This window comes from Bacillus sp. CGMCC 1.16541 (assembly GCF_003184905.1).
GTDB lineage: Bacteria > Bacillota > Bacilli > Bacillales > Bacillaceae_H > Priestia.
This window is the reverse complement of record NZ_QFRU01000025.1, coordinates 1-22773: the sequence shown is the minus strand read 5'-3', so window position 1 is coordinate 22773 and position 22773 is coordinate 1. Positions and strand designations below refer to the sequence as shown.

The window sequence follows — 22773 nt, the reverse complement described above, 5'->3', positions numbered from 1 at the left end:
GTGAATGTTGACAAATGATACATAAAGGAGTTTGGTGAACATGAAAAGAAGTCGGTTTATTCCATTCTTGATCCTTGTGCTGACATGTACTTTATTGTTAGCAGCGTGTGGGACAAGCGGGAAAGAAGAAAAGGACGAAACAACAACAACAAGTCCAAAGGGAGAAAATGATAAAAATCCCGTTGTGACGATGACAATGGAAAGCGGCGACGAAATGAAGCTTGAGCTTTATCCGGATATCGCCCCAAATACAGTCGCAAATTTTGTTTCATTGATTGAAGATGGTTTTTATGATGGTCTTATCTTTCACCGTGTGATACCAGGTTTTATGATTCAAGGGGGCGATCCTGAAGGACGCGGAACAGGCGGTCCTGGTTATGCAATCAAAGGTGAATTTAGTTCAAATGGTTTTGACAATAATCTAAAGCATGAAACCGGTGTTCTTTCAATGGCAAGATCAAATGACCCAAACTCAGCGGGCTCTCAATTTTTCATTATGGTTGAAAATGCACCGTCATTAGACGGGGAATACGCAGCGTTTGGTAAAGTGATTGAAGGGATCGAAACGGCTCAAAATATTGTGCAAGTGGAACGAGACGCACAAGATAAACCACTAGAAGATCAAAAGATAAGCAAAGTGACGGTTGATACATTTGGTGTCGACTACCCTGAGCCGGAGAGGGTACAGTGAAAGTGAGAGATTGACTGCATAAGTCAATCTCTTTTTATATAGAAACTAGTGTTTTTTACATCAAAAACGTTTATGATAATGAATATAGTATATTTTTTTATAGGTGGTAAAAAATTGACGACTCAAGCACGCAAGGTTGCGACGAAGATTGCAATCGCTTATATTATTATTGGATCGATATGGATTATTCTATCCGACAAGCTCTCCCGCAAGTTAGCAGAAGGAGAGTTAGAGGTTTACATTTTCTTTCAACAATATAAAGGTTGGTTTTTTGTTTTTGTAACAGGAATTACTTTATACATACTCGTTTATAACCGTGCTCGTGATTTATTTGATACGCAACATAAACTTGTGAACAAAGAATATGAATTACAAGCGAGTAATGAACATTATCAATCCCTTTTTAAACATAACCCTGATGCGGTGTTTGAAATTAGCAAAGAAGGAAAAGTACGCTCTGTGAATCCGGAAGGAGAAGCCATTATGGGGTATTCACGGTCAGAAATCGGTGAAGCAGGGATGTCCAAATGGGTTGTACCAGAAGATGTGCCGTTAGTAAAAGGTTATTTTCATGAAGCCCTACATAAAAGGCCATCTAAGTTCGAGTTTCAAGTGTTAAATCGAGACGGAGATGTTCGAATTCTTCGCTCATCGCTTTTACCAATTGTTGTGAATGAGCAAGTAAGTGGCGTATTTATGATTGCGCGAGACATTACCAATTATCGACGTGATGAAGAGCGAATGATTGAATCAGAAAAAATGTCAGTCATCGGTCAGATGGCAGCTGCCGTTGCCCATGAAATCCGCAATCCACTGACATCATTGAAAGGGTTTGTTCAATTGATGCAGGTGACGAAAGACGTTAATGAGGAACATTTAGACGTTATGATGTCTGAAATTAACCGAATTAACTTAATTTCGAGTGAAATGCTGATTTTAGGAAAAAAGCAACATGTTTCGTTTCAAAAAGAAAATATGACAGAATTGTTAAAGCAAGTCGTTGTATTAATGAAAGCAGAAGCGAATTTACATGATATTACCATTCAGCTTGAAAATGAAGAGACACATGCATACGTCATGTGCGATGCAAATCAACTAAAGCAAGTGTTTATCAATATTATTAAAAATGGTGTAGAAGCCATGTCACAGCATGGCATGATTCATATTCTATTAAAAAAGCAGCACGGAGAGATTATCGTTACATTCAAAGATAACGGTGTTGGCATGAGTCCAGAACGAATCAATCAAATCGGTACCCCTTTTTATTCCACGAAAGAAGCAGGAACGGGATTAGGTTTAGCGGTATGTTATAAGATCATGGAGCGTCATCAAGGGTTTATTGTATTTGAGAGTGAAGTCGGAAAAGGAACAACGGTGACGGTTACGTTGAAAGAGGTCGAATGAGTGGCCTCTTTTTTAATTTGTTGATTAGCAACGAGGTGGTATAATTAGGAAATTAAATATTCGATTTACGTAATGAGGAGGTAGAATGTGAAGTACATTATCTTTGATTTCGATGGAACATTAGTGGATTCGAAAGATATTACGATTGATGCTTTTAACGAGTTAGGAGACAAATACAAGATGAAGTCACTAAGTCGTGAAGAACTAGAAGAATTAAGGAAAGTATCCATTGTAGAAAGGTGTAAAGCACTTGAGTTTCCTTTGTACAAACTCCCTTTTTTCGTTGTTGACTTTTATAAAGTTTATAAACAGTCAATTTCAAAGTTGCGTGTTTTTGATGGCATCAAAGAAATGTTGTCAGTATTAAAGAATCAAGGTTATGAACTTGTAATCATTTCGTCAAACTCTGAAGCAAACATTCACGAATTTTTACGCCAAAATGACATTCGCGACATTGATCATGTATTTTGCTCATCCAACCTATTTGGGAAAGACAAGGTCATCAAAAAGTTTTTAAAATCTTATCAACTCCGACCTCATGATGTGATGTATGTAGGAGATGAGCATCGAGACTTGGTCGCATGCAGGACAAGCGGCATCGATATGATTTGGGTTACGTGGGGATTTGATACAATCGAAACACTTCAACAGGAACAACCCGCTTATACTGTACATACACCGGCAGATATTGTAGCGGTTGTAAATGGATGAGAGGAAAAAGAAAGATAAAAATTCAACAGAGACTAAATGAAAAGCCATCTATCTCTGTGTGAGACAGATGGCTTTTCGTTTACTTATCGCTTGCTGCTTTATCTGCTTTTTTAAATTCACTTTGATACAATACTTCTTGCGTAGACGTTAAGTTGTTGCTTTTTTCTTTGTTTAGCCCTTTTGTTGTTTCTTTTTCAACATTCATTAGGTTTCTCCTCTCATTTTAAAAATAGGGAATTGCTTATAGAGAGAATACCCATGAAAGTATGAACTAAACGTCTAATTTTCTGAATGTTTCAATAAAAGTTTGTGGATTCGATTTTACTTGATAGGAAAATACACCTTGATTCGTATGCAAATAGAGGAATCCAGATTGATTGGATAGAGGTTTGAATGACATATCAAATACATGATGAATGTGAAATGTTTTTTCATGACCGACGACTTTGTCTTGATATAAATGAAGGTGTTGTTCAGTTTCTGTATAACATTGCTGAGTAACTTCAATCGATCTTGTGATAATGATATAAGGTTGAGAAGCAAGAATGGTCACACACGGTCTCCTTTCTAAAAGTCCATTGAAAAGATAGTGTAACATAGCTTTTTTACAAGAAACAAATGGTTTGCTACTGTTTCATAAAAAAAGAATCGAATTTCCTCCTCTACCAAAAATATGATAAAATAGACTCGTTGTAGTTTCGTTTGTTTTTGCAAAAACGGGTTTACATTCATTTTGTGAAAAGGTGTGACCAACTGTGGAACAATTTTATGAAATTGTATTAAATCCTCCGAATCCAGAGGAATATGCAGCGCTAAGAAGTAAAGCAGGAATGAGTCCAAAAGAAGTAGAAGCAGCTCAAATAGGGCTGAAGCATTCTCTTTTTGCGGTTACATTAAGAGCTGATTCTACACTGATTGGAATGGGAAGAGTCATCGGAGACGGTGCTTGCTTTTTTCACGTTGTTGATATTGCCGTTGACCCAGCGTATCAAGGTCGTGGCTTGGGGAAGGTCATTATGACAGAGGTGACCAAGTATTTAGACGAACATGCACCTAAAAGTGCATATGTTAGCTTAATGGCAGACGTACCAGCCGATCAACTATATAAAAAATTTGGTTTTAACTATACATATCCGAAATCGCTTGGCATGTATAAGCGATATTAAATAGAAGAGGGAGAGGGACGGCTATGGCAAATTTAACGTTAGCTGAAGCGGTGAAGCTTAAAAGCGTGTTATCCAAACGAATTCACGAACTAGAAGAAGAAATGGATCGCGTTGCGTTTGTTGAAACAGAGAGAGGGGTAGCTCTTCCGACGCAAGCTCGCACACTCACTCATGTTGAACAAGAAATAGACCAAGTACGAAAAGATTTTCGTTTGCTTGATAAGTTAATGTATCAAGCAAATGTTGAAAATGATGTCGTGTTCCAAGGAGAATCGCTAACAATTGTAGAAGCAATTGAGCTTGCGACACAACTACGAGCAAAAGCGAGAAAATATAAGGAATTTGGGACAGCGCTTAAAGAAGAATTCCCTTATTCGTATGGACCTGAAGCCACTTCAATTGTCAAACTCGCACTGTTTGAGCCTGAAGATTATCGATTAAAAGCCATTGAAGCAGAAAGACAAGCAAATCGTTTGTCAAATGCAATCAATGCGAAAAACTATTCAATTGAACTAGCATTTGATGCGGATAACTATTTTTGATGTGCCCTTGAAGTGGTGAGACTCCCTTCAAGGTAGAAGGAGACGTTTTCAAATCTTAGTGATTGTAATAGACAAGAGGACAACCAATCACTCATCACCTGTTACAATGTTACTGTTAACTAATAACCAACTAAGGACATGGACGGTCGCTGACCAACCCTTCGTAATTTCGTTGTCTCCTTCTATGAACCTCTCATCGTTGTGTGAGAGGTTCTCTTTATGATAGTCTAAACGATCTATATCTTTCGATTAATAGCTTGGATAAAATAGGATAGAAGAAAGATAGTAGAAAAGATAAGGAGAAAACCAATGAGAAAAAATATGCGTTATGTGTTCATTGTTGCCGTTCTAACAGTGTTATCGGCATGCAGTGAGTTTAAAGTAGAAGAAACAGATGTCGTAGTGAAAGATGATAAATTAACGAATCAGCAGCAATTTGAACAGTTTGTTGAGAATGTGACGAAAGATAAAGAAGATCAAGTTCGTGTAGTGACATACACAAAAGAAGAGAAGCCGCTTTTGCATTTACTAGATTATAAATATAATACCATTACCTTAACAGTTGAAAAGACAGAAGGAAAAAAGAAAGAGCGGTTAGTAAGTACGTCTTCATGTGAGGCAATCCGCGTAGATGAAACGACAAACAAAGCGGATTATTCGTTAACGGAATGTACGGATGGAAAAGACGTTTACCTTTTAACCATTCAAAAATAAACAAAGGCTGAGCTAAAAGATATTTAGCACACCACTTAACAACCCTTTCCTCAAAAATCCAGGATAAAGTGCACCCCAAATGTTAGACACCAAATCGAACATTTGGGGTGCTTTCTTATGGATAGAGAGGCAAGAGTTGTTGCATATATGTATGACTCTAGCTCATGTTCTTCTACTTCTCACGCCACTAGAATGAAGCGCTACACAACCCCTTATTCATTATCACCTCATTCGAAACATATATATGAAAAGCCATTCTTTTTTATTGAAAAGACCGTTAACGAAGAATGATTGTCAGTCTTAAGAAAGAGAGGGGACATTTGTGTCGATTCACTCATCGAAATTAGAAGGTATTTTACTTATTGAACCGAAATTATTTAAAGACGAACGTGGTTTCTTTATGGAAGTTTATCATAAAAATCTTTTTCATGAACATGGAATAAAGGAGGAGTTTGTACAGGATAATCACTCTCTTTTAAAACAAATTGGCACATTGAGAGGGTTGCATTATCAGCGAGCGCCAAAGGCACAAGCAAAAATCATTCGAGTCACAAAAGGGGCCATTTATAATGTAGTCGTTGATTTGCGTCAAGATTCACAAACGTTTGGGAAGTGGGAAGGATTTATGTTAAGTGCTGAAAATAAAAAGCAATTATTTATTCCTAAAGGTTTTGCAAATGGGTTTTGTACGTTAATGAAAGATACAGAGGTGCAATATAAAGTTGATGAATATTACTCACCAAATCACGATCGAGGAATCCGCTGGAACGACCCTCATTTAGCGATTGATTGGCCAGTATCTGTTCCCGTCTTATCTTTAAGAGACGAAGCGCATCCGTTCTTTACAGAAGCAGACCTGTAAACGATTCACCGCTTATCTTTCACTTGAAGGGGCGGTTTCTTAGTTTCACAACAAAAGTAATGTTCCATCTTTTCTTGACCGTTGGGATTTGCCCTTCATAGATTTGATGCGAGAGGCTTATTCAAAAAATCGTTAAATAGAAGCGATAGGAGTATCGTGTAATGAAAAATCAGTTTATAAGAGGGACGTTTCTTTTAACAGGTGCATCTCTTCTTTCCAAAATATTAGGTTTTGTGTATATTATGCCGTTTACGATGTTAGTTGGGACGTCTGGTTATGCACTCTATAAATATGCTTATGGTCCTTATACACTCATGTTAAGCATTTCTACATTAGGCTTGCCATTGGCCGTCTCGAAGTTTGTTTCAAAATATAATGGTATGGGCAATTACCGAGCAGGCTATGAGTTGCTAAAAACAGGGATGATTTTGATGATCATAACAGGGGCCATCTCTTGTGTATCTCTGTATACATTAGCTCCAACCTTGGCTCAAACTGTTATTCAACGTAACAGTGAATCTGGTAACACGATTGAGGATGTCGTCTATGTCATTCGACTCGTGAGCATCTCGTTACTTGTAGTTCCACCGATGAGTTTATTACGAGGCTATTTTCAAGGCAATCAATCAATGGGGCCGTCAGCGTTAAGTACCGTTCTTGAACAATTGGTACGTGTGACGTTTATTGTTGGTGGTGCGTATCTCATGATTCATGTATGGAAAGGAACAACGACAGAAGCGGTTGGTATCGGAGCGTTAGGTGCGTTTGTAGGCGGAACAGCAGGGCTTTTTACTTTACTGATCATTTATCAGCGCAGAAAGAGATGGATTCAAGAAGATGTCGATCGAAGCCGCCAGGCACCTAAGATGTCTCTTTTCGCCATTTATAAAGAACTAATTGGCTATGCCATTCCATTTGTGGTTGTTGGGTTAACATTACCCATTTACCAAAATATTGATACGTTTACGATTAATCGCTTGTTCCAAGGAATTGGTTATCCACTCACAAAAGCAGAGGAAATCAATTCGATTATCGGATTTACCCAAATTTTAATTATGATTCCAGTGTCGCTTGCGACGGCATTTGGGATGTCACTCATTCCGAATATTACGGTGAAGTACGTCGCGAAAGAGTTATCAGTCGTTCGTGATTATATGACAAAAACATTGCAGATTCTCTGTTTTTTTCTCGTACCTGCCGTTGTTGGGCTTACCATTTTAAGTACACCTATCTATTTGATGTTATTTGGAATTGACAACAACCCATTTTTAGGCGGATATTTATTAAAATGGTCGGCTGGTCAAGCTCTCTTTTTCGCACTATTTACCGTCACCGCTGCGATTTTACAAGGATTAAATCAACAAAAGTCATTACTGTTTAGTATGTTTGTTGGTGTAGGTGTAAAGTTTTTATTAAATATCTTACTTGTTCCGGTCATAAAAGAAATAGGGCCAACTGTTGCTACGTATGGTGGGTACTTCATGTCTATCTTGTTCAATCTTTATTTTATAAAAAAGACAATTTTTTATTCATTTGTGCCATTGTATCGACCATTGCTATGGGTCGCAAGTTTGGCATCTATGATGGGGATGGTCGTGTTTATGATGTCAGAAGTCGTACGAGCTTACTTCTCTCCTATCTTTGCTTCTTATCACTTGTCATGGGTAATTGTCATAAGCTCTGTCGCAGTCGGCCTGTTTTTTTACATAGGATTAGGCATGCACCTTTCGTTTATAAAAGAGCTACGAGGTAAAAAAACGCCGTAAGGATATTTTCTCTAAAATAGATGAGCAATTGTCCATTTGAGGATGCAACGTTAGGAAAGGTCTTTATCTCCCTTTAACAACAGGTGGAAAGAATGGGAAATGAAGCAGTACAAAGCGTATAAATTCATTGTTTTTCGTTCATACTATGTACAAAAAAGAGGTATGAAAATGAAGGACATAAAAGTACTACTCATAAAATTTATTGCCTGTGCGCTTGCATTTACAATTGGATTAGATTTAGTATTCGAGGCTACGATTGTCGATATTTTATCGTTTAGCTTAGTTGTCACAGCGTTTACTTATTTAATAGGAGAACGAATCGTTCTTCCATACTTTGGGAATGTAGCAACGACGATTATTGATTTTATTATTGCTTACACGAGTGTATGGATTTTCGGTACCATTTTGCTCCATAGCTATTTACAAATTGCTTGGGGAAGTATTATTTCAGCTGGTCTTATTACAGGAGCAGAGGTGTTTGTTCATCGCTATGTTTTAACACACGCACCAGAAGTTCGCCAAAAGCGTGAAAGACAAAAAGCGGTGTTTAATGGAAAATTAGCCTACGGAACAGAAGTGGCGGAAGAGCCAGACGTTCATGACAAAGATAAGTTAAATTAAATACATCATAAATAAAAACTCTGTCTCTTTTGACTTAAATTCGATAAAGGAGACAGAGTTTTTTCGTTATTTAGTTTATCGCTTTTTCTTTCCATACTTGCTGTTGCAACCACATATACGCTTCGTCCATACTTTGTACACATACATTCGCATAATCAGTAGTATGTTTATACAGCCAAAACTGTGGTGATTTTGCGTAATCTCCAACGATATAGAGTTCAAATGGGATCCCTTCAATTGTCATTATAAATGCTTCTGCTTTGTCGTATGCAATAACATCACGAAACAAAAGAGTTGAGTAGGTGTTTAAACATTCTTGAAGATTTTCTTTCACCACTCGCTTGTATACAATGTCAAGCTTTTGTTTAACAAGTTGTTCTTCTACATAATCCCCTAATCGTTTTACGTATCTCATTGTTTCTCTCCCTTATGGTTATATAGTAGTTGAAATAAGCTGCGTCAATAAAAGAATGGGTGCGAGAATATAATGGTACGTTCTTTCTAGCTTATGATCACTCCTATTTATGTTAACTAAATGTGTAGTATAGCAGGAAAAGGAGCGCTTGCATTTACTTTTTTAGTTGAAATTGAAAAATAAGTCGTTGCTCCTGAATTAAAAGGGAGTGATTTCACTCATGAGTGGCTGGTTGACTAGGTGATTTAGCATAAAAAGAAGAAATTATAAGTTGGCTAAAAGATTGGAGACAAACTTTTCATAATCAAGTTGTACAGCAATTTTAGGACAACGAAAGCCATAGCAATCAACAGACCCAGGGCGTAAATCAGCCACACTCAATCCGTCTGAATGCTGACTTTCAAATTCTACACTACCTTCACGACGAATGTATTGAAGCATGTTTGACTCGTCCACAGCCGCCATAAGCGCAAGTAAATCATGAGCAGGGCTTCCGGGGATTCCTGGCTCTAAGCGTTGGTAAGCGTCGTAATAGTAATCAAGCATTGGTTTAATGAGCTTCCCAAGTTCACTGGATTGATTTGCATCGATAGCTTCCACTAAAGCCGGTGTAATAAGCGCTTCTCTCGTTACATTTAGGGGAATGACAACAAGATTTGGGGCATTTTGCATGATGAAATTTGCAGCGACAGGATCACCATAGAAGTTTGCTTCTGCCACTGGTGTTGCATTTCCTGGTACTTGAAAAGCACCACCCATTATAAAATATTCAGTAACGAGTGACATCACATGAGGTGCTAACATCCAAGCAATCGCAAGAGAAGTGCAACGACCAACACTAACAATGGTCACGTCATTGCGGTTTTGTTTAATTAGTTGAAAGAGACGACTGAAGTTTGAGCGCAATTGATAACGATTTTCCGAAAGTGGGGGACGAATTGGTCCTAATCCTTCTGCTCCATGAATGTCTGGAAAAAATTCTGGTTCGTCGCCATTTAACGGACGCGTGGCACCTGCAATAACAGGGATATCACGCCGATTTGCTAATTGTAAAAGGTACGTGTTATTTCGAAATGTTTTATCACGAGCTACGTTTCCGTAGTCGCTTACAACACCAATTAAATCAATATTCGGGTTTTGCAACGCATAAATAAGTGCAATTGCATCATCAATACCTGTATCCGCAAATAAAATGATTTTTTTCATTTGTTTTCCTCCTCTCTCTATCATATGAAAGAAGAGGAAAGTTTGTATACGCGAATCTACTAGCTATATTTATGTTTTGATAGAAATGCTAAAAAGTCAGTTTCAATCGTGTGATTATGCTTTACAATCGCATACGTACTTGTAGTCGGTAAGTCAATCGAGCGGGTATATACTTCTAATAATCGACCTTCCGTTAATTCTCGTCTTACAGCTGAACGGGGAATAAATGAAATGCCCAATCCTTCTTCTATAAATCGCTTCGTAATATGTGTTTGTGACACTTTCATTGTTTGGAGTTTTGGAAACTTAATTTTTAATTGCTTAATGAGTGGATCCCAATACAATGGATGATTGTGGGTAAGCAATCGATATTTATCGAATAGTTCTTCTGCCTCTAAAGGAAGCCCTGATTCATCGTCTTGTCCATCATGTGGAGCGACTAAAATCACATCGTCTTCATAAATCGTGTCACATGTTAACGAAGGATGAAAGCTTGGAACACGAGATAACCCTACGTCTACTTCGCCTTCTAAAACCGCTTGTTCAATATCTTTTGATTCTAAAATAACGACTGACACTTCAATGTCTTGGTGTTCTTTTAAATATTGCTTTAATACGTACGGTAAGATTGTGTCGGCAATGATTGGTGAAATGGCTATGGAAAGCTTTGAGCGATAACCTTGTGTGAATGAATGTAGTTCTTCTAAACCTTGTTGGTACATCGTAAGAATAGTACGAGCGGTTTTTAAATATGTTCGACCTTCTTCTGTTAACATGACCTTTTTATTAGAGCGTTCGAGAAGTGTCACACCTACTTCTTTTTCCAACTGCTTGATATGTACACTAACAGAAGGCTGAGAGATATATAGAACATCTGCCGCTTTACGGAAAGTTTCTTGTTCGACGACTGTCACAAATGTTCGTAACCATGATAATTCCAAATAAACGCCTCCGAATTATTAAAATATTTAATCAACTTCATCAAGAATAATTAATGTTCTGAATTCATCATCTTTACTATAATAACAAACAAGGGGAGTGGTGTAAAAATGATTTATCCTGGATTAAAAGGCATTGCTTGTACGGAAACGAGAATTAGTGATATTAATGGGGAGAAAGGAACGCTCATTTATAGGGGTTATGATATAGAATACTTAACAGAGAATTACACATTTGAAGAAGTTGCGTATTTGCTTTGGTTTGGAGATTTTCCAAATGAAGCGGAATTAAAGTGGTTGAAAGAAGAGTTAAAAGCAAAGCGGGCTCTACCAACGCATCTTAAGCAACTAATCGAGTTACTGCCTGCTAATATGGAAATGATGAGTGTCATGCGAACAGCGGTATCAGCGCTCGGAACGGATGAGTTTGATTGGAAGCCAACAATTGATCAGGCCATTTATATAACGGCACTTTTACCGTCCATTATCGGTTACAGACTTCAAAAAACAAAAGGAATCCCATTTGAAGAGAGAGTTGCTCAATCAATGGATTATATGACGTATTATTTGTATGCGTTATCAGGTAAGGTACCATCTGAAACACATGTAAAAGCTCTAGAAACGTATATGATCTTAACGCTTGAGCATGGATTAAATGCTTCTACTTTTTCAGGAAGAGTAACCATATCAACGGAGTCTGATCTTATTTCAGCCATTACATCTGCGATTGGAACGATGAAAGGACCTTTACATGGTGGTGCGCCAAGCGGGGTTATCGACTTACTAGATGAAGTTGCAAAGCGTGGTCATGCAGAACAATTAATTCGTGCAAAAGTTGAAAAGGGAGAAAAATTAATGGGGTTTGGTCATCGAGTGTATAAAACGCTAGACCCACGAGCAGTTGCTCTGAAGAAAAAGTTGATGCCAATGGCTGGAAAAGATGAATGGCTAGATTTAGCAATGGACGTTGAAAAAGTGGCGATTGATGTACTGCAAGAGCTAAAGCCAGGTCGTTCGCTTTATACGAATGTGGAGTTTTACGCAGCAGCCATTATGAAAGCAGTCGATATGGACCCAGCGCTGTTTACGCCAACATTCACAGCAAGTCGAGTTGTTGGATGGACAGCTCATTTGCTTGAGCAATGTGAAAACAATGTCATCTATCGACCAGATGCAGTGTACATTAAATAAACAATAAACAATAAACATTGGGGCTTAAAAATGGAAAAATACATCTCTATTTGGCTCAACCAACAAGATTCCTTGTCCGCGAATGATGGGCAAGGGATTTTTTATGTAACGCTACTTTTTTATGTTGATTTGCTTATGTCACGCCCTCAAGATGTAAAAAAAGGTGCTGTTGAGTTCGAAATCCTAAAATAAAACTGGTATCTTTTGGCGTTTTATGGTTAAAATGAACTATAAACCAAAACGAGTACTCGGCAGGTGTTTACATACGATGAATCAGCTTGATATCAAATTATTATTTGGAAATCGACTAAAACAAGTAAGAAAAGACAAACACCTTTCTCAAGAGCAACTTGCTCAAAAGTCAGGTCTTACGCGCTCTTATATTTCTGACGTAGAACGAGGGAGTCGCAACATTTCTCTAGAGAACATTTATACACTTTCGCTTGCACTTGACGTAACATTGTCCGTTCTATTTGACTTATCTGATGTTCTTATCACTCATCGTTCTCATGAATGATGAGATTTTTTTCGTATTTAGGTAACTCATGTGACAAAAGACCCCTTTTTGTCACTTATAGTAGACACGCTAAGAGTGCTTTGTTAAGATAAAGATAGAAGTAATGATTTCCCCTATTTCTATATCGTTCCATAAAAGTCTACAAGTCTTTCGTACTGTAGGCTTTTATTCTTGAATGGAAACATTTCGCTCAGATAGGAGTGTAGAAGTTGAAAAGAGAATGGACACATGAAGAAATGGAATACTTAAAAGCAAATGTAGGCGAGGTTCGACTTGATACGATTGCTCGTAATTTAAACCGTTCATATAATGCTGTCATTCAAAAATTAACAGACTTAGGCATCGGGAATACTCGTGAAATGCTTGGTCTTCTTACATTTGGAGAGCTTGCTCGCTATTTACATGTCGATCGTAACATTGTAAAAAGCTGGGCAGACCATCATCATTTGCCGTACATATCAAAAATTACGAGAAAAACAAAACGCTTTTACTTTGTATCACCAGAAGATTTTTGGAAGTGGGCAGCTCAGAATAAAGAGAAAGTGAACTTTTCTCAGATTGAAAGTGGCACCATTTTACCTGAGCCTTCTTGGTTTTATGATGAAAAGGTAAAGTATTCTTCAAGTAAAAAACGCTCCTATAAACAATGGTCTGTTAAAGAAGATCGTGAACTTCTCCTTCTTCATTCAAAAGGATGGAAGCCGACATGTATTGCAAAGCAACTTCAACGATCTGTCGATAGCGTGTATAAACGTATGGGAAGACTCCTCCGTCATCAAACCGAATATGAACGTATTCATGATACGATTCAACATACAAAATAAAAAAACAAAAACTCGGGGGTAATGGGGGAGGCACATCCCTCTATTTTAACTCCTCTTTAAATGCACTGTCTTGCCACTTTTGATAAAAATAAAGTAAAGCAGCAATCGCTATCATTAATAAAAAAATAGCAAATTGATTCATGTTTTTCGCTTCATAAATACCCAGTCGCTGAAACAGTGGACTAATTATCAGTGCCTCGAATAAGTCAACAACAATATTCACTAACATAAAAAATGGAAAACTTGGATAGCTAATATAAAAAATGAGTATGGTTCCAACTAGAAAAACACCATATACATATGGAGTTATATTTGTAAGAAAAAACAAATTATCTTTAATGATCCACCACTCGTATTTTTCTGCAAGTTGAAAAACAATTGTTAAAACAAGAGAGGCAAATAATCCAACAGGGACAAAGCGTTTAATACGCTGTAAATCAAAAAAGAACAGTAAGAACCACGGACCAATTAACAATGTCCACATTACAAAGTGCGCCATTTACTTTCCTCCTGTATCATTGTTCAATCATCAAAGAGTGCAAAATTATTTGTCAGTACTCTTTATTTTGCGCAAAAAATTTTGGCATTACCCATTCATTTCTCCTTTTTTAGAGGAACTTTCTTATTTTTCCTTCATTTTACTAACTGGCACGTTTCTTGCATTTTATTTCTTTTGTAGAACAGGGATGAATACAGGAGGGATTTGATGAAACAATCACTTTATAAGCCAACTCGTCATTGGAGTGACATACCACTTTGGAAAGATGTAACGGAAGAACAATGGAATGATTGGATTTGGCAATTAACTCATACCATTAAAACTGTTGAAGAGTTAAAAGAGGTTATCAACTTAACACCAGAAGAAGAAGAAGGTGTAAGACTGTCCACAAAAACGATTCCACTTAATATTACTCCTTATTATGCATGGCTCATGAATGAAGATGATCCTAGATGCCCGATTCGTATGCAGTCAGTTCCCATTACAAATGAAATTCATAAAACAAAGTATGATTTAGAAGATCCGCTTCATGAAGACGAAGATTCGCCGGTTCCAGGGCTGACGCATCGTTATCCCGATCGGGTCTTATTTTTAGTAACCAATCAATGTTCGATGTACTGTCGTTACTGTACAAGAAGGCGTTTTTCTGGTCAAATTGGCATGGGAGTGCCAAAAAAACAGCTAGATGCAGCCATTAACTACATTAGCCAAACTCCTCAAGTACGAGATGTTCTCATTTCAGGAGGAGACGGCTTATTAATTAATGACAACATTTTAGAATACATCTTGAAAAATTTACGCGATATTCCTCACGTTGAAATTATTCGAATTGGTACACGTGCACCGGTCGTGTTTCCGCAGCGAATTACCGAAAATTTATGTAACATTCTAAAGAAATACCACCCTGTATGGCTAAATACGCATTTTAATACATCCATTGAAATCACAGAAGAATCGAAGCGAGCGTGTGAAATGTTAGCTGATGCAGGTGTGCCAGTTGGAAATCAAGCTGTTATACTAGCAGGAATCAACGATAGTGTGCCAATCATGAAAAAGCTCATGCATGACTTAGTAAAAATCCGCGTGCGGCCTTACTACATTTATCAATGTGATTTATCAGAAGGCATTGGCCATTTTCGTGCACCGATTAGTAAGGGTCTTGAAATTATGGAAGGGCTGCGAGGACACACGTCAGGTTATGCGGTCCCAACATTTGTCGTAGACGCGCCAGGTGGTGGAGGAAAGATTTCTCTTCAACCAAACTACATCATTTCACAAAGTGCGAACAAAGTGGTGCTTCGAAACTTTGAAGGGGTGATTACATCGTACCCTGAGCCTGAAACATATACGCCAAATACAGCAGATGTTTATTATAAAGAGCTTTATCCAGATGTGTACGATCAACATGAAAGCGTCGGTGTGCTTTCTCTGATGGATGATACGGCATTCAATCTCGTTCCAGAGGGATTAAAACGATTAGATAAACGAAAGAATTATCAAGACAATCCAGATCATCATTCTCTGAAAGATAAACGAGAAAAACGTGATGAATTAAAAGAAAAGAAATACAAATCACAACTTGAGAAGTATGGTGAAATAGAAGCAAAGGAGGAGAGTGGAACGTGAATTGTGAATGGTGTGAAGCGGAACAAGTAAACGAGACACAAGCGACCGTTTATTGGGAACTACCAGATGGAACAAAATCAATTCAAATTGATGATGCACCTTCCATTCACTGCCTTGCATGCAAGATGATTTATCAACAAGAAAAGGTCGTAAAAGAAATTGAAGATCAACTCTTTCTTATTCAAACAAAAGAACTTGAAAAACAGATTACATTTAAAGAGTTAATGGCCAAACCACGGTTATTGAAGCGGAATTACTTTGACTTTTCATCCTAAACAAAAAGACCGTCATCAACCCTCAATCATGTAAGGGGAATGACAGTCTTTTTTTATACACAATAAATGTGTATGTTTGACTCTTTGTAGTTTAATGAAGCATAGTGGTTGCATCCCACCCATCAATTAAAAAGAGTGAGTCTTCCAACATATCATACAATGCATAAATACCTTCAATTTTTTGATGCTCATACACTTCAACCCGACCAGACGAAACATCAATCATCGCACATACCGGTACACCCTTATCGTATTTTAATATGCCGTAGCCTTCTTCTGTGAAAAAGAATACCGTTTTTCTTTGAAGTAAATACTTTATCAAGTCTTGAAGACTAGTAATAGGAACATGCAATTCTTCGTTGCTAATAAACCGATAAGTATCCACGATATTTCCAATAAAATCAGGCTTTTTCATAGCATCCTCCCTTTAAATAAGTAGTTAATGTCATTTATATACAATTTATATAAAAATAGTATTTACTTTTTAAGGGAAAATCATATAATGATAATTATGCATTTTTATTTATAAATATAAAATACAATACATAATTATTAAATTTATTGTGAACAGAAGGAGTAGAATTATGGAACATATGGCGATATTGTCGTTACTACCACCACTATTAGCCATTATTATTGCCATTCTTATGAAGAACGTTGTTGTATCTTTATATTTGTATTGGAGCTGTTCTATCAGGAGGTCTTTTTGGTGATCATTGTTCGCCTATTTCTGATACAACAATCTTATCTTCAACTGGAGCTGGATGTGATCATATTGATCATGTCAAAACACAAATTCCGTATGCGCTTATTAATGCAAGTGCTGCATGCATTGGCTACTTAGTGGCAGGGTTTGCTAATGGTGTTTATTCTCTTTTCATTGCCATTATCCTTATGATACTATTCGTGTTTATTATGAAAAAAGAACCGCCATTCAAGAGATTAAAAAAGAGGAATTTCCAATTTCTTAAAAAAAGTGCGTAGACATAAAATGGTGTCTACGCACTTTTTTGTGAAACAAGATGAGCAACTAAAATATAGCGTTCAGGAGCTGATCCAATAAAAGTAAATGGATAACATGTGCTAACAGTAAGAGTGGCGCGTGGCTTCGGAACAATGACTGTTCGATCATCTGCATCGACAATTCGAACTTTATGAACTTTATAGAGGAATTCACCAGCGGATGTTCGAACCACTAACTCATCCCCGACCCCAACATCCCCGAGCTTTCGAAACACGGTATCACGATGTCCGGATAAAACAGAATTGTCATGTTCTCCAGGCAACACACTTCCAGCGAAATGTCCCACACCTTTTTCCAGCTCTTCTTCATTCGTTCCATGAAAAATAGGAAGCGTAGCGTCAAGCTTTGGAATCATTAACTCGCCCATTTCCTCACCAATTTTAGGTCGCACAGGATACAACTCTTCTTTTTTATCGGTCACGTTCTCCGGTTGAGCAACAGCCTTTTTGTGTATAACTTCTTGTGTGGAATCATTTAGTTTATAAAGGAAATATCCTTTTGCGAACGTATAGGCATTTGTTGTTGAAAACCAGAGCCCACCAACAATGAAACAAACTGCCAACGAAAGAAGAATCAACCGTTTTGTACGATTGCTTCTTTTTAATTGCGCCATGATTATGCTTGACGCACCTTTCTGTATAACATAACACCAACGAGCACAACTACTAGTCCCAATAATGCATTCATTAAAAAGCTAGAAGCTGTTTCGGGAAGTTTTGCACCTTTGACTGTTTGGTGGTTTGTTTTCTTTTCGATTACCGTTTTTTGTTTCTCCGTTTTGGGAGTTTTTGGTGTTGGTGCGACTGTTTCCTTCACAATGTTTGTTGACTCTTCGATTTGTTCACCCGTATCTGTGATGATGTCAGAACCAAACATTTCACCAGTGAGCAGCATATCCGCTAAAAATTCACCTTGTAAATTGTAAAACGAAATTTTCAAACTAGCATTCTGCAATTCTTTTAATGACAGTAAGTCTGAAAAAGAGATCGGTGTTTCTGTTTGACCTTGTACAAGGCTAAAATCTACTTTTAAATGGAAAATTGAAAGTATCTCTTTAAAAATAGACATAAGTTCTGCTAGTTGTTCGGACGTCAGTTCTGTCGCAACGTCGAATTCTTCAAAACTCATCATACGGTTCGCTAGTTCTTCTAAACGTTGAAGTGTTTCAGGCTTCATCAGCTCTTCTTCAATTGACGTAAAGTGCTCTTCTAAGCGCTCTAATTCCTCTGAAGTTAACCCAAATTCATCTTGAAACAGTTGAAGTAAATCGAGAACCATTTCTTCATCGATCTCTTCTACCATGTCTCCTTCTAAGTAAAACCATACAGCTAAATCTAAATCGTCTACGTAAATGTATTCGTCTAAGCTTTCTCCGTTTTCAGCTAATAAAGCAGTAAGTGACTTTTTATCTAACTCATATTGTTCATATATGTAAGATAAGTTACTTAAATCTGCTAAAATAACTTCACCTAAAAAGTCTTTCAAATCTTCTACAGACTGAAAAGAGTCTAACGAATCTTCGTAAGATGAAAGAGCTAGTTCAATGTGCTCTTTTGTGACAGTGAAACCTCTTGTTGTGCTCACTTCGGCTAAGTACTTGTCAAGATCCTGTTCAAAGGTTAAATCTTGTTTAGCTAGTGACATAGTTGGGAATAAACCCATTAATAGTGAAAAAATAAGTAAAATAATACCCGACTTCTTCATTCTTCTCCCTCGATTCTATCGCTAAAGTTCTATGATCCTAGAAAATTATAATCGAGAAAGAATAAATTAACAATCGTGATAATATTACCATTTTTTAATAGAGACTAGTGAATAGGTGAAAGAATAAATGATCTTCTATTCTATCATTTGATATAAAGGGAGATTTGAGACATCTCTAATCGTTAATAATTTTTAAGACAGGTGAAATCTTCGCTACATATGCGATTCGTTTTTGAATATACTTTATGAACTTTAACAATTACATGCTAAAATGTGAACATTTTGTTAAATTTTTATAGAATATTTAGAAAATTCTTTCTTTATGACTCGTGAAGTGGTAAAGTAATAAAAAGAGAAAATTAGAGGTGAGGAATCGTGATGGTAGAGCTTGTGAACTACGAAACAAAGTGGCCGCTTTTGTATCAATTTGAAAAGGCAAATTTGCAGCGTTTGTTAAAAGACTACGCACCACAGATTGAGCATATTGGGAGTACGGCGGTATCGGGTCTTTCAGCAAAGCCGATTGTTGACATTATGATTGGAGTAAAACATAAAGAAGATTTAGATGGAGTATCGCTTATTTTAGCAAACAGAGGTTATACGTACCTTCAAAAGTATAATGACATGATGCCGTATCGTCGCTTTTTTATTGGCTTGAAGGATGGGGTAATTAAAGAGCATTATCCGACTGTTATTACAAGTGAGGTCAACGACGAATTTTTGACTCACGAGAAGCGATCTACACATATTCATGTCACAACGACCGACAGTGCGTTTTGGACAGATCATTTATTATTCCGAGATTACTTAAAAGAAAATCGTCATACGCGAGAACAATATGAATCCTTAAAAACAAAGCTATCGGCTTATCAGTGGGCAAATGGAAATGAGTATGCCCAAGCAAAAGGGGAATTTATTCAGCGTGTATTAGAAAAAGCAAAAATGCAACTTGTTAAGTAAAAAGACAAAAACGGCGAAATCGTCAAGAGCGAAAAAGGCTTCTTGAGCATTCGCCGTTTTTATGATTTATTCGCTATCCACTAATACAAGTGGCTCTAAGCTTTTTGCTTTGTTAATTGCTAATACCGTATAGGTTTTACCATCTTCTACTTTTGTGCCAGGTAATGCAAGTACTTCTTTGTTGCCGTCTACTGTTGTCACTGCTAAATCATACGAACCTGCTGGAAGCTCCGCGTATTCAGCTACATCCTTAAACTTTAAGTTAGAGAACAAAGGTTGACCGCCTTTTGGACCAACGTTAACAGCAGGTGCATTAGGTGACAAATGTCCGACACGTACTTTTGCTTTTCCGCTTGGTGCTGATGTCTCATTTGTTAATACTTTTAACTCTAATTTATCAAGTGTGTTAATCGCTGCTACTGTATAGGCCTTACCACTCTCAACAACTAAACTTGCTGTAATCACAGGATCTTTTTGATCTTTTGAACCTGAAGCAAAGATTTCAACTTTACGCTCCCCAGCGGGTACAGTTAAGTAATTAGTAGCATCTTTAAATTTTGCTCCTTCTACAACTGCACTTCCATCCACATAAATATCGACTGCTGGTGCATCAGGTGAGGCGTGTACGATGCGTACTTTTGCATCTTTTGCTTGTGTTTCTGGGCTTTGACTTGGCGTTTCAGCTGCAAATGCAAATTGACTTGAAAAAGCCATCATCATAAGAGCCACTACTGCCACGATGATACGTTTTGCTTTCACGTTGAACAACTCCTTTGAGGTATTGCGCTTATGTATACATTCAAGGCGCATTTTTATCGTGTACCAAATAAGATCGACTATACATAAAAATAAAAGAAGTGTGTAACCGTCAACCAAGCAATTGACAAGTTACATACTTCTTTTAAGATAACTTAGTGTCCAAATAGGATAATTTTTGTTCAATCATTTTTTGAGCAAGTAAAAGTACTTCTTTTTCACTCCGTTGCTCTTTAGTTGTGCAGCGGAGGATGATTTCAGAGGTTTCAGCTAATGAGACGGTTGTGGTATAGCTGGATTTAGTACGTTGATTTAAGCGAATCATTGCATCGCGAAGACGATCCGCTTGCTGATTAAATCGTTCAATCGCTTCCTCAACATCAGTATTTGCACAACTGTTTTTTTCTCGTAATGCATCTATTTGTTTTTGGTAGTCTTTCAACATGTTTTCACCCTCTAGTAAAAGTATGTTCTATCTATATGACGATGAGAGAGTAAATAGACTATCTTGTTCACTATAAAATCATAACAACTACACTTTTTATTCAAAAATTCGTCCCATCCCAATGGTATCGTAGTAGTGACCATCCGCTAGGAGCTTATCTTTTTATCTACTATCGGGCGTGCTTTTAACTCGTCTTTTTTGATCTTTTACTTTCCTGTGATTGTTTTAATTCGTCAATTGCTTTTTTTATTAAATCTTGTTTTTCTGTTGGAACACGTTTTTGAAAATTTTCAATATATGCTGCATATTGTTTTTGAAGGTTTGATTGTGTTATGCATACACACTCCTTTACGAATGATTATCTTTAATATATGGACAGGAGATTAGTGTGTAAAAAATTTGCTTTCAAAATAAAACAAAATTCGATAAAATGGAATAAATTTCTGTGTAACTTTTAAAGAAATGATTCGTCTAATCGTTTTAAGGGGCAAACTAGTAAGTAACTAACAAGGACATGTGGTGATAATAATGAATGAACGATCAAGATTACGAACAGAACGAAAGCGAAAAAGAGGAAAGAAGCGTCGATTTCTTTTTATTCTACTCGTAATTGGCCTTCTTTTTGTCGGGTATAACGCAGTGCAGTACATACTGGCACTTAATCAATATAGTGACGATACAGGAAAACAAAGCTTTGATTTTTCAGGTGAAGAAGTGAAGGGGAAAATTAATGTACTCTTAGTAGGAGTCGATTCAAGAGGGGAAGAGAAATCAAGGGCAGATTCCATTATTGTGGCACAGTATGATAATGACTCTAATACACCAAAGTTAATGTCTATTATGCGTGACTCCTACGTAGATATCCCTGGTCATGGAAAGAATAAAATCAATGCTGCATACTACTTAGGAGGACCAGAGTTACTTCGTCAAACGATTAAAGAAAATTTTGATATAAGTATGGAATACTATGCAGTAGTGGATTTTAAAGGCTTTGAATATGCCGTGGATGAACTATTCCCTCAAGGAGTAGAAATTGATGTGGAAAAAGCGATGTCAAAAGGAATTGGTGTTGAGCTTAAACCAGGCATACAAACACTAAATGGAAAAGAGTTATTAGGTTATGTTCGCTTTAGACAAGATGCAGAAGGCGATTTTGGTCGCGTGAGAAGACAGCAACAAGTGCTAAACATTTTAAAAGATGAAATGCGAAGTGTATCAAGTGTTGCGAAAATTCCACGATTATCTGCGATTGTGACATCAACTGTTGATACAAACTTAAGTAAGGCTGCTCTTTTTACAATTAGTAAAGATGTGATTACAGGGAGCATGAATGATTCAGAATCGTTAAGTATTCCGGTGCAAGGTGGATATACAGACCAACGTTATTCAGGTGTTGGTTTAGTATTAGATTTAGATATCGAGAAAAATCGTCAAGCCATTAGTGAGTTTTTAGAGTAAGAAAGAGAAGGTGTCTTAGGAAGAGAAATCTGTTCCTTCCAAGGCGCCTTTTTGTGTTACAGAGAAAGGGTATCTACTATAATAGAAGAAAAGAAAGGGGATGATTATGAATGAACAATGAACTACTACGTCATTACGTGGCCACGTTATCATTTCGGGCGAGTGTTGCTTTTCAAGATGCACCACCATCATTTCCTACATTTGAAGCAGGAGAAGGCGTTCGTTCACCTTTAGACATTTTAAATCACATGTCAAACGTGTTAAGTTATGTTCGGAAATCGTTTGGGGAAGAAGTAGAGTTTGAAGAAGTCTCAAATTGGAATGAAGAAGTGGAACGATTTTATCATTTCAGTCGAGAAGACCCCCACCTCAAGGAATGAGAAAGGCCAAGCCCAATGAGAAGGTGGGGGATGAATCGCCTTCGGACAAGGGATGGCTTACTTGCCATCTCGATTGTC

General features: G+C 37.2%; 29 protein-coding genes and 1 pseudogene. 19 read left to right on the top strand and 11 right to left on the bottom strand.

Features of this window, described 5'->3' with window-relative positions:
- The first annotated feature begins 40 nt into the window (after positions 1-40).
- From DIS06_RS16925 to DIS06_RS16915, 3 genes are all read left to right on the top strand, one after another.
- Complete coding sequence (locus DIS06_RS16925) at positions 41-691, top strand: peptidylprolyl isomerase (RefSeq protein ID WP_110114415.1); 651 nt, start codon at positions 41-43, stop codon at positions 689-691.
- A 114-nt stretch (positions 692-805) separates the two neighbouring features.
- Complete coding sequence (locus DIS06_RS16920; protein WP_110114414.1) at positions 806-2095, top strand: ATP-binding protein; 1290 nt, start codon at positions 806-808, stop codon at positions 2093-2095.
- An 87-nt stretch (positions 2096-2182) separates the two neighbouring features.
- The gene (locus DIS06_RS16915) at positions 2183-2806 is read left to right on the top strand and encodes an HAD-IA family hydrolase (RefSeq protein WP_110114413.1); all 624 of its coding nucleotides are present in this window, start codon (positions 2183-2185) and stop codon (positions 2804-2806) included.
- A 79-nt stretch (positions 2807-2885) separates the two neighbouring features.
- Here the strand turns inward: DIS06_RS16915 and DIS06_RS16910 are convergent, their stop codons facing one another.
- Together DIS06_RS16910 and DIS06_RS16905 are read right to left on the bottom strand one after the other, a co-directional pair.
- A complete protein-coding gene (locus tag DIS06_RS16910; RefSeq protein WP_110114412.1) occupies positions 2886-3011 on the bottom strand; it encodes a YfhE family protein in 126 nt (41 codons plus the stop codon).
- A gap of 66 nt (positions 3012-3077) precedes the next feature.
- Positions 3078-3359, bottom strand: a complete 282-nt coding sequence (locus DIS06_RS16905) for a hypothetical protein (protein WP_239422115.1) — start codon at positions 3357-3359, stop codon at positions 3078-3080.
- Positions 3360-3561: 202 nt separating this feature from the next.
- On the opposite strand from DIS06_RS16905, the gene DIS06_RS16900 reads away from it, so the two are divergent.
- From DIS06_RS16900 to DIS06_RS16875, 6 genes are all read left to right on the top strand, one after another.
- A complete protein-coding gene (locus DIS06_RS16900; protein WP_239422113.1) occupies positions 3562-3972 on the top strand; it encodes a GNAT family N-acetyltransferase in 411 nt (136 codons plus the stop codon).
- A 23-nt stretch (positions 3973-3995) separates the two neighbouring features.
- Positions 3996-4514: a hypothetical protein gene (locus DIS06_RS16895; protein ID WP_110114411.1), complete on the top strand. Its 519-nt coding sequence runs from the start codon at positions 3996-3998 to the stop codon at positions 4512-4514.
- 309 nt (positions 4515-4823) lie between these two features.
- On the top strand, positions 4824-5228 hold the full coding sequence (locus DIS06_RS16890) for a DUF4362 domain-containing protein (RefSeq protein WP_110114410.1): 405 nt from the start codon (positions 4824-4826) through the stop codon (positions 5226-5228).
- Between the two features lie 322 nt (positions 5229-5550).
- Entirely contained in the window at positions 5551-6090 is a 540-nt protein-coding gene (gene rfbC, locus DIS06_RS16885) for a dTDP-4-dehydrorhamnose 3,5-epimerase (RefSeq protein ID WP_110114409.1), read from the top strand.
- Positions 6091-6251: 161 nt separating this feature from the next.
- A complete protein-coding gene (locus tag DIS06_RS16880) occupies positions 6252-7856 on the top strand; it encodes a putative polysaccharide biosynthesis protein (protein WP_110114408.1) in 1605 nt (534 codons plus the stop codon).
- A 168-nt stretch (positions 7857-8024) separates the two neighbouring features.
- On the top strand, positions 8025-8477 hold the full coding sequence (locus tag DIS06_RS16875; protein ID WP_110114462.1) for a YndM family protein: 453 nt from the start codon (positions 8025-8027) through the stop codon (positions 8475-8477).
- A 70-nt stretch (positions 8478-8547) separates the two neighbouring features.
- On the opposite strand, the gene DIS06_RS16870 is transcribed toward DIS06_RS16875, so the two are convergent.
- From DIS06_RS16870 to DIS06_RS16860, 3 genes are all read right to left on the bottom strand, one after another.
- Entirely contained in the window at positions 8548-8892 is a 345-nt protein-coding gene (locus DIS06_RS16870) for a hypothetical protein (RefSeq protein ID WP_110114407.1), read from the bottom strand.
- Positions 8893-9156: 264 nt separating this feature from the next.
- Complete coding sequence (locus DIS06_RS16865; RefSeq protein WP_110114406.1) at positions 9157-10098, bottom strand: nucleoside hydrolase; 942 nt, start codon at positions 10096-10098, stop codon at positions 9157-9159.
- Between the two features lie 59 nt (positions 10099-10157).
- Positions 10158-11039 carry a LysR family transcriptional regulator gene (locus DIS06_RS16860; protein ID WP_110114405.1) on the bottom strand — a complete coding sequence of 294 codons (882 nt, stop codon included), beginning with the start codon at positions 11037-11039 and terminating at the stop codon, positions 10158-10160.
- 108 nt (positions 11040-11147) lie between these two features.
- Here DIS06_RS16860 and DIS06_RS16855 point away from each other — a divergent pair, with 108 nt between their 5' ends.
- The 4 genes from DIS06_RS16855 to DIS06_RS16845 all read left to right on the top strand — a co-directional run bounded on the left by DIS06_RS16855 (position 11148) and on the right by DIS06_RS16845 (position 13568).
- Positions 11148-12227 (top strand): citrate synthase/methylcitrate synthase, encoded by a 1080-nt coding sequence (locus tag DIS06_RS16855; protein ID WP_110114404.1) that lies wholly within the window; start codon positions 11148-11150, stop codon positions 12225-12227.
- Positions 12228-12257: 30 nt separating this feature from the next.
- On the top strand, positions 12258-12419 hold the full coding sequence (locus tag DIS06_RS20225; protein ID WP_162596007.1) for a hypothetical protein: 162 nt from the start codon (positions 12258-12260) through the stop codon (positions 12417-12419).
- 76 nt (positions 12420-12495) lie between these two features.
- Positions 12496-12744, top strand: a complete 249-nt coding sequence (locus DIS06_RS16850; protein WP_110114403.1) for a helix-turn-helix domain-containing protein — start codon at positions 12496-12498, stop codon at positions 12742-12744.
- Between the two features lie 209 nt (positions 12745-12953).
- The gene (locus tag DIS06_RS16845; RefSeq protein WP_110114402.1) at positions 12954-13568 is read left to right on the top strand and encodes a hypothetical protein; all 615 of its coding nucleotides are present in this window, start codon (positions 12954-12956) and stop codon (positions 13566-13568) included.
- A gap of 40 nt (positions 13569-13608) precedes the next feature.
- Here the strand turns inward: DIS06_RS16845 and DIS06_RS16840 are convergent, their stop codons facing one another.
- Positions 13609-14067: a hypothetical protein gene (locus tag DIS06_RS16840; protein WP_110114401.1), complete on the bottom strand. Its 459-nt coding sequence runs from the start codon at positions 14065-14067 to the stop codon at positions 13609-13611.
- 207 nt (positions 14068-14274) lie between these two features.
- Between DIS06_RS16840 and kamA the strand changes: the two genes are divergently transcribed.
- Together kamA and DIS06_RS16830 are read left to right on the top strand one after the other, a co-directional pair.
- Positions 14275-15693, top strand: coding sequence for a lysine 2,3-aminomutase (gene kamA, locus DIS06_RS16835; protein ID WP_110114400.1), 1419 nt, complete (start codon positions 14275-14277; stop codon positions 15691-15693).
- Entirely contained in the window at positions 15690-15968 is a 279-nt protein-coding gene (locus tag DIS06_RS16830) for a YokU family protein (protein WP_110114399.1), read from the top strand. Before kamA ends, DIS06_RS16830 begins: the two co-directional genes overlap by 4 nt.
- A gap of 91 nt (positions 15969-16059) precedes the next feature.
- Here the strand turns inward: DIS06_RS16830 and DIS06_RS16825 are convergent, their stop codons facing one another.
- Positions 16060-16383, bottom strand: coding sequence for a hypothetical protein (locus tag DIS06_RS16825; RefSeq protein ID WP_110114398.1), 324 nt, complete (start codon positions 16381-16383; stop codon positions 16060-16062).
- A gap of 263 nt (positions 16384-16646) precedes the next feature.
- On the opposite strand from DIS06_RS16825, the pseudogene DIS06_RS16820 reads away from it, so the two are divergent.
- Positions 16647-16952 (top strand): annotated as a pseudogene (locus DIS06_RS16820) (Na+/H+ antiporter NhaC family protein); the annotation flags it as partial.
- 14 nt (positions 16953-16966) lie between these two features.
- Here the strand turns inward: DIS06_RS16820 and DIS06_RS16815 are convergent.
- Both DIS06_RS16815 and DIS06_RS16810 read right to left on the bottom strand, forming a co-directional pair.
- Positions 16967-17605, bottom strand: coding sequence for a class D sortase (locus DIS06_RS16815; RefSeq protein ID WP_481746879.1), 639 nt, complete (start codon positions 17603-17605; stop codon positions 16967-16969).
- A 2-nt stretch (positions 17606-17607) separates the two neighbouring features.
- Positions 17608-18696 (bottom strand): processed acidic surface protein, encoded by a 1089-nt coding sequence (locus DIS06_RS16810; protein WP_110114395.1) that lies wholly within the window; start codon positions 18694-18696, stop codon positions 17608-17610.
- 378 nt (positions 18697-19074) lie between these two features.
- Between DIS06_RS16810 and DIS06_RS16805 the strand changes: the two genes are divergently transcribed.
- Entirely contained in the window at positions 19075-19656 is a 582-nt protein-coding gene (locus tag DIS06_RS16805) for a GrpB family protein (RefSeq protein WP_110114394.1), read from the top strand.
- 66 nt (positions 19657-19722) lie between these two features.
- On the opposite strand, the gene DIS06_RS16800 is transcribed toward DIS06_RS16805, so the two are convergent.
- Both DIS06_RS16800 and DIS06_RS16795 read right to left on the bottom strand, forming a co-directional pair.
- Entirely contained in the window at positions 19723-20415 is a 693-nt protein-coding gene (locus DIS06_RS16800; RefSeq protein WP_162596005.1) for a DUF4397 domain-containing protein, read from the bottom strand.
- 142 nt (positions 20416-20557) lie between these two features.
- Positions 20558-20857 carry a hypothetical protein gene (locus DIS06_RS16795; protein ID WP_110114392.1) on the bottom strand — a complete coding sequence of 100 codons (300 nt, stop codon included), beginning with the start codon at positions 20855-20857 and terminating at the stop codon, positions 20558-20560.
- A 528-nt stretch (positions 20858-21385) separates the two neighbouring features.
- Here DIS06_RS16795 and DIS06_RS16790 point away from each other — a divergent pair.
- Both DIS06_RS16790 and DIS06_RS16785 read left to right on the top strand, forming a co-directional pair.
- On the top strand, positions 21386-22315 hold the full coding sequence (locus DIS06_RS16790; protein ID WP_110114391.1) for an LCP family protein: 930 nt from the start codon (positions 21386-21388) through the stop codon (positions 22313-22315).
- A gap of 110 nt (positions 22316-22425) precedes the next feature.
- Positions 22426-22695, top strand: a complete 270-nt coding sequence (locus tag DIS06_RS16785; protein ID WP_110114390.1) for a hypothetical protein — start codon at positions 22426-22428, stop codon at positions 22693-22695.
- The last annotated feature ends 78 nt before the right edge of the window (positions 22696-22773 follow it).

Bases quoted from the DNA above. Each gene is read 5' to 3' on its own strand.
- DIS06_RS16805 (WP_110114394.1), top strand. From the start codon at position 19,075: ATGGTAGAGCTTGTGAACTACGAAACAAAGTGGCCGCTTTTGTATCAA.
- DIS06_RS16810 (WP_110114395.1), bottom strand. From the start codon at position 18,696: ATGAAGAAGTCGGGTATTATTTTACTTATTTTTTCACTATTAATGGGT.
- DIS06_RS16840 (WP_110114401.1), bottom strand. From the start codon at position 14,067: ATGGCGCACTTTGTAATGTGGACATTGTTAATTGGTCCGTGGTTCTTA.
- DIS06_RS16895 (WP_110114411.1), top strand. From the start codon at position 3,996: ATGGCAAATTTAACGTTAGCTGAAGCGGTGAAGCTTAAAAGCGTGTTA.
- DIS06_RS16825 (WP_110114398.1), bottom strand. From the start codon at position 16,383: ATGAAAAAGCCTGATTTTATTGGAAATATCGTGGATACTTATCGGTTT.
- DIS06_RS20225 (WP_162596007.1), top strand. From the start codon at position 12,258: ATGGAAAAATACATCTCTATTTGGCTCAACCAACAAGATTCCTTGTCC.
- DIS06_RS16925 (WP_110114415.1), top strand. From the start codon at position 41: ATGAAAAGAAGTCGGTTTATTCCATTCTTGATCCTTGTGCTGACATGT.
- DIS06_RS16795 (WP_110114392.1), bottom strand. From the start codon at position 20,857: ATGTTGAAAGACTACCAAAAACAAATAGATGCATTACGAGAAAAAAAC.
- DIS06_RS16910 (WP_110114412.1), bottom strand. From the start codon at position 3,011: ATGAATGTTGAAAAAGAAACAACAAAAGGGCTAAACAAAGAAAAAAGC.
- DIS06_RS16815 (WP_481746879.1), bottom strand. From the start codon at position 17,605: ATGGCGCAATTAAAAAGAAGCAATCGTACAAAACGGTTGATTCTTCTT.
- DIS06_RS16850 (WP_110114403.1), top strand. From the start codon at position 12,496: ATGAATCAGCTTGATATCAAATTATTATTTGGAAATCGACTAAAACAA.
- DIS06_RS16855 (WP_110114404.1), top strand. From the start codon at position 11,148: ATGATTTATCCTGGATTAAAAGGCATTGCTTGTACGGAAACGAGAATT.
- DIS06_RS16890 (WP_110114410.1), top strand. From the start codon at position 4,824: ATGAGAAAAAATATGCGTTATGTGTTCATTGTTGCCGTTCTAACAGTG.
- DIS06_RS16875 (WP_110114462.1), top strand. From the start codon at position 8,025: ATGAAGGACATAAAAGTACTACTCATAAAATTTATTGCCTGTGCGCTT.
- DIS06_RS16865 (WP_110114406.1), bottom strand. From the start codon at position 10,098: ATGAAAAAAATCATTTTATTTGCGGATACAGGTATTGATGATGCAATT.
- DIS06_RS16785 (WP_110114390.1), top strand. From the start codon at position 22,426: ATGAACAATGAACTACTACGTCATTACGTGGCCACGTTATCATTTCGG.
- DIS06_RS16880 (WP_110114408.1), top strand. From the start codon at position 6,252: ATGAAAAATCAGTTTATAAGAGGGACGTTTCTTTTAACAGGTGCATCT.
- DIS06_RS16790 (WP_110114391.1), top strand. From the start codon at position 21,386: ATGAATGAACGATCAAGATTACGAACAGAACGAAAGCGAAAAAGAGGA.
- kamA (WP_110114400.1), top strand. From the start codon at position 14,275: ATGAAACAATCACTTTATAAGCCAACTCGTCATTGGAGTGACATACCA.
- DIS06_RS16870 (WP_110114407.1), bottom strand. From the start codon at position 8,892: ATGAGATACGTAAAACGATTAGGGGATTATGTAGAAGAACAACTTGTT.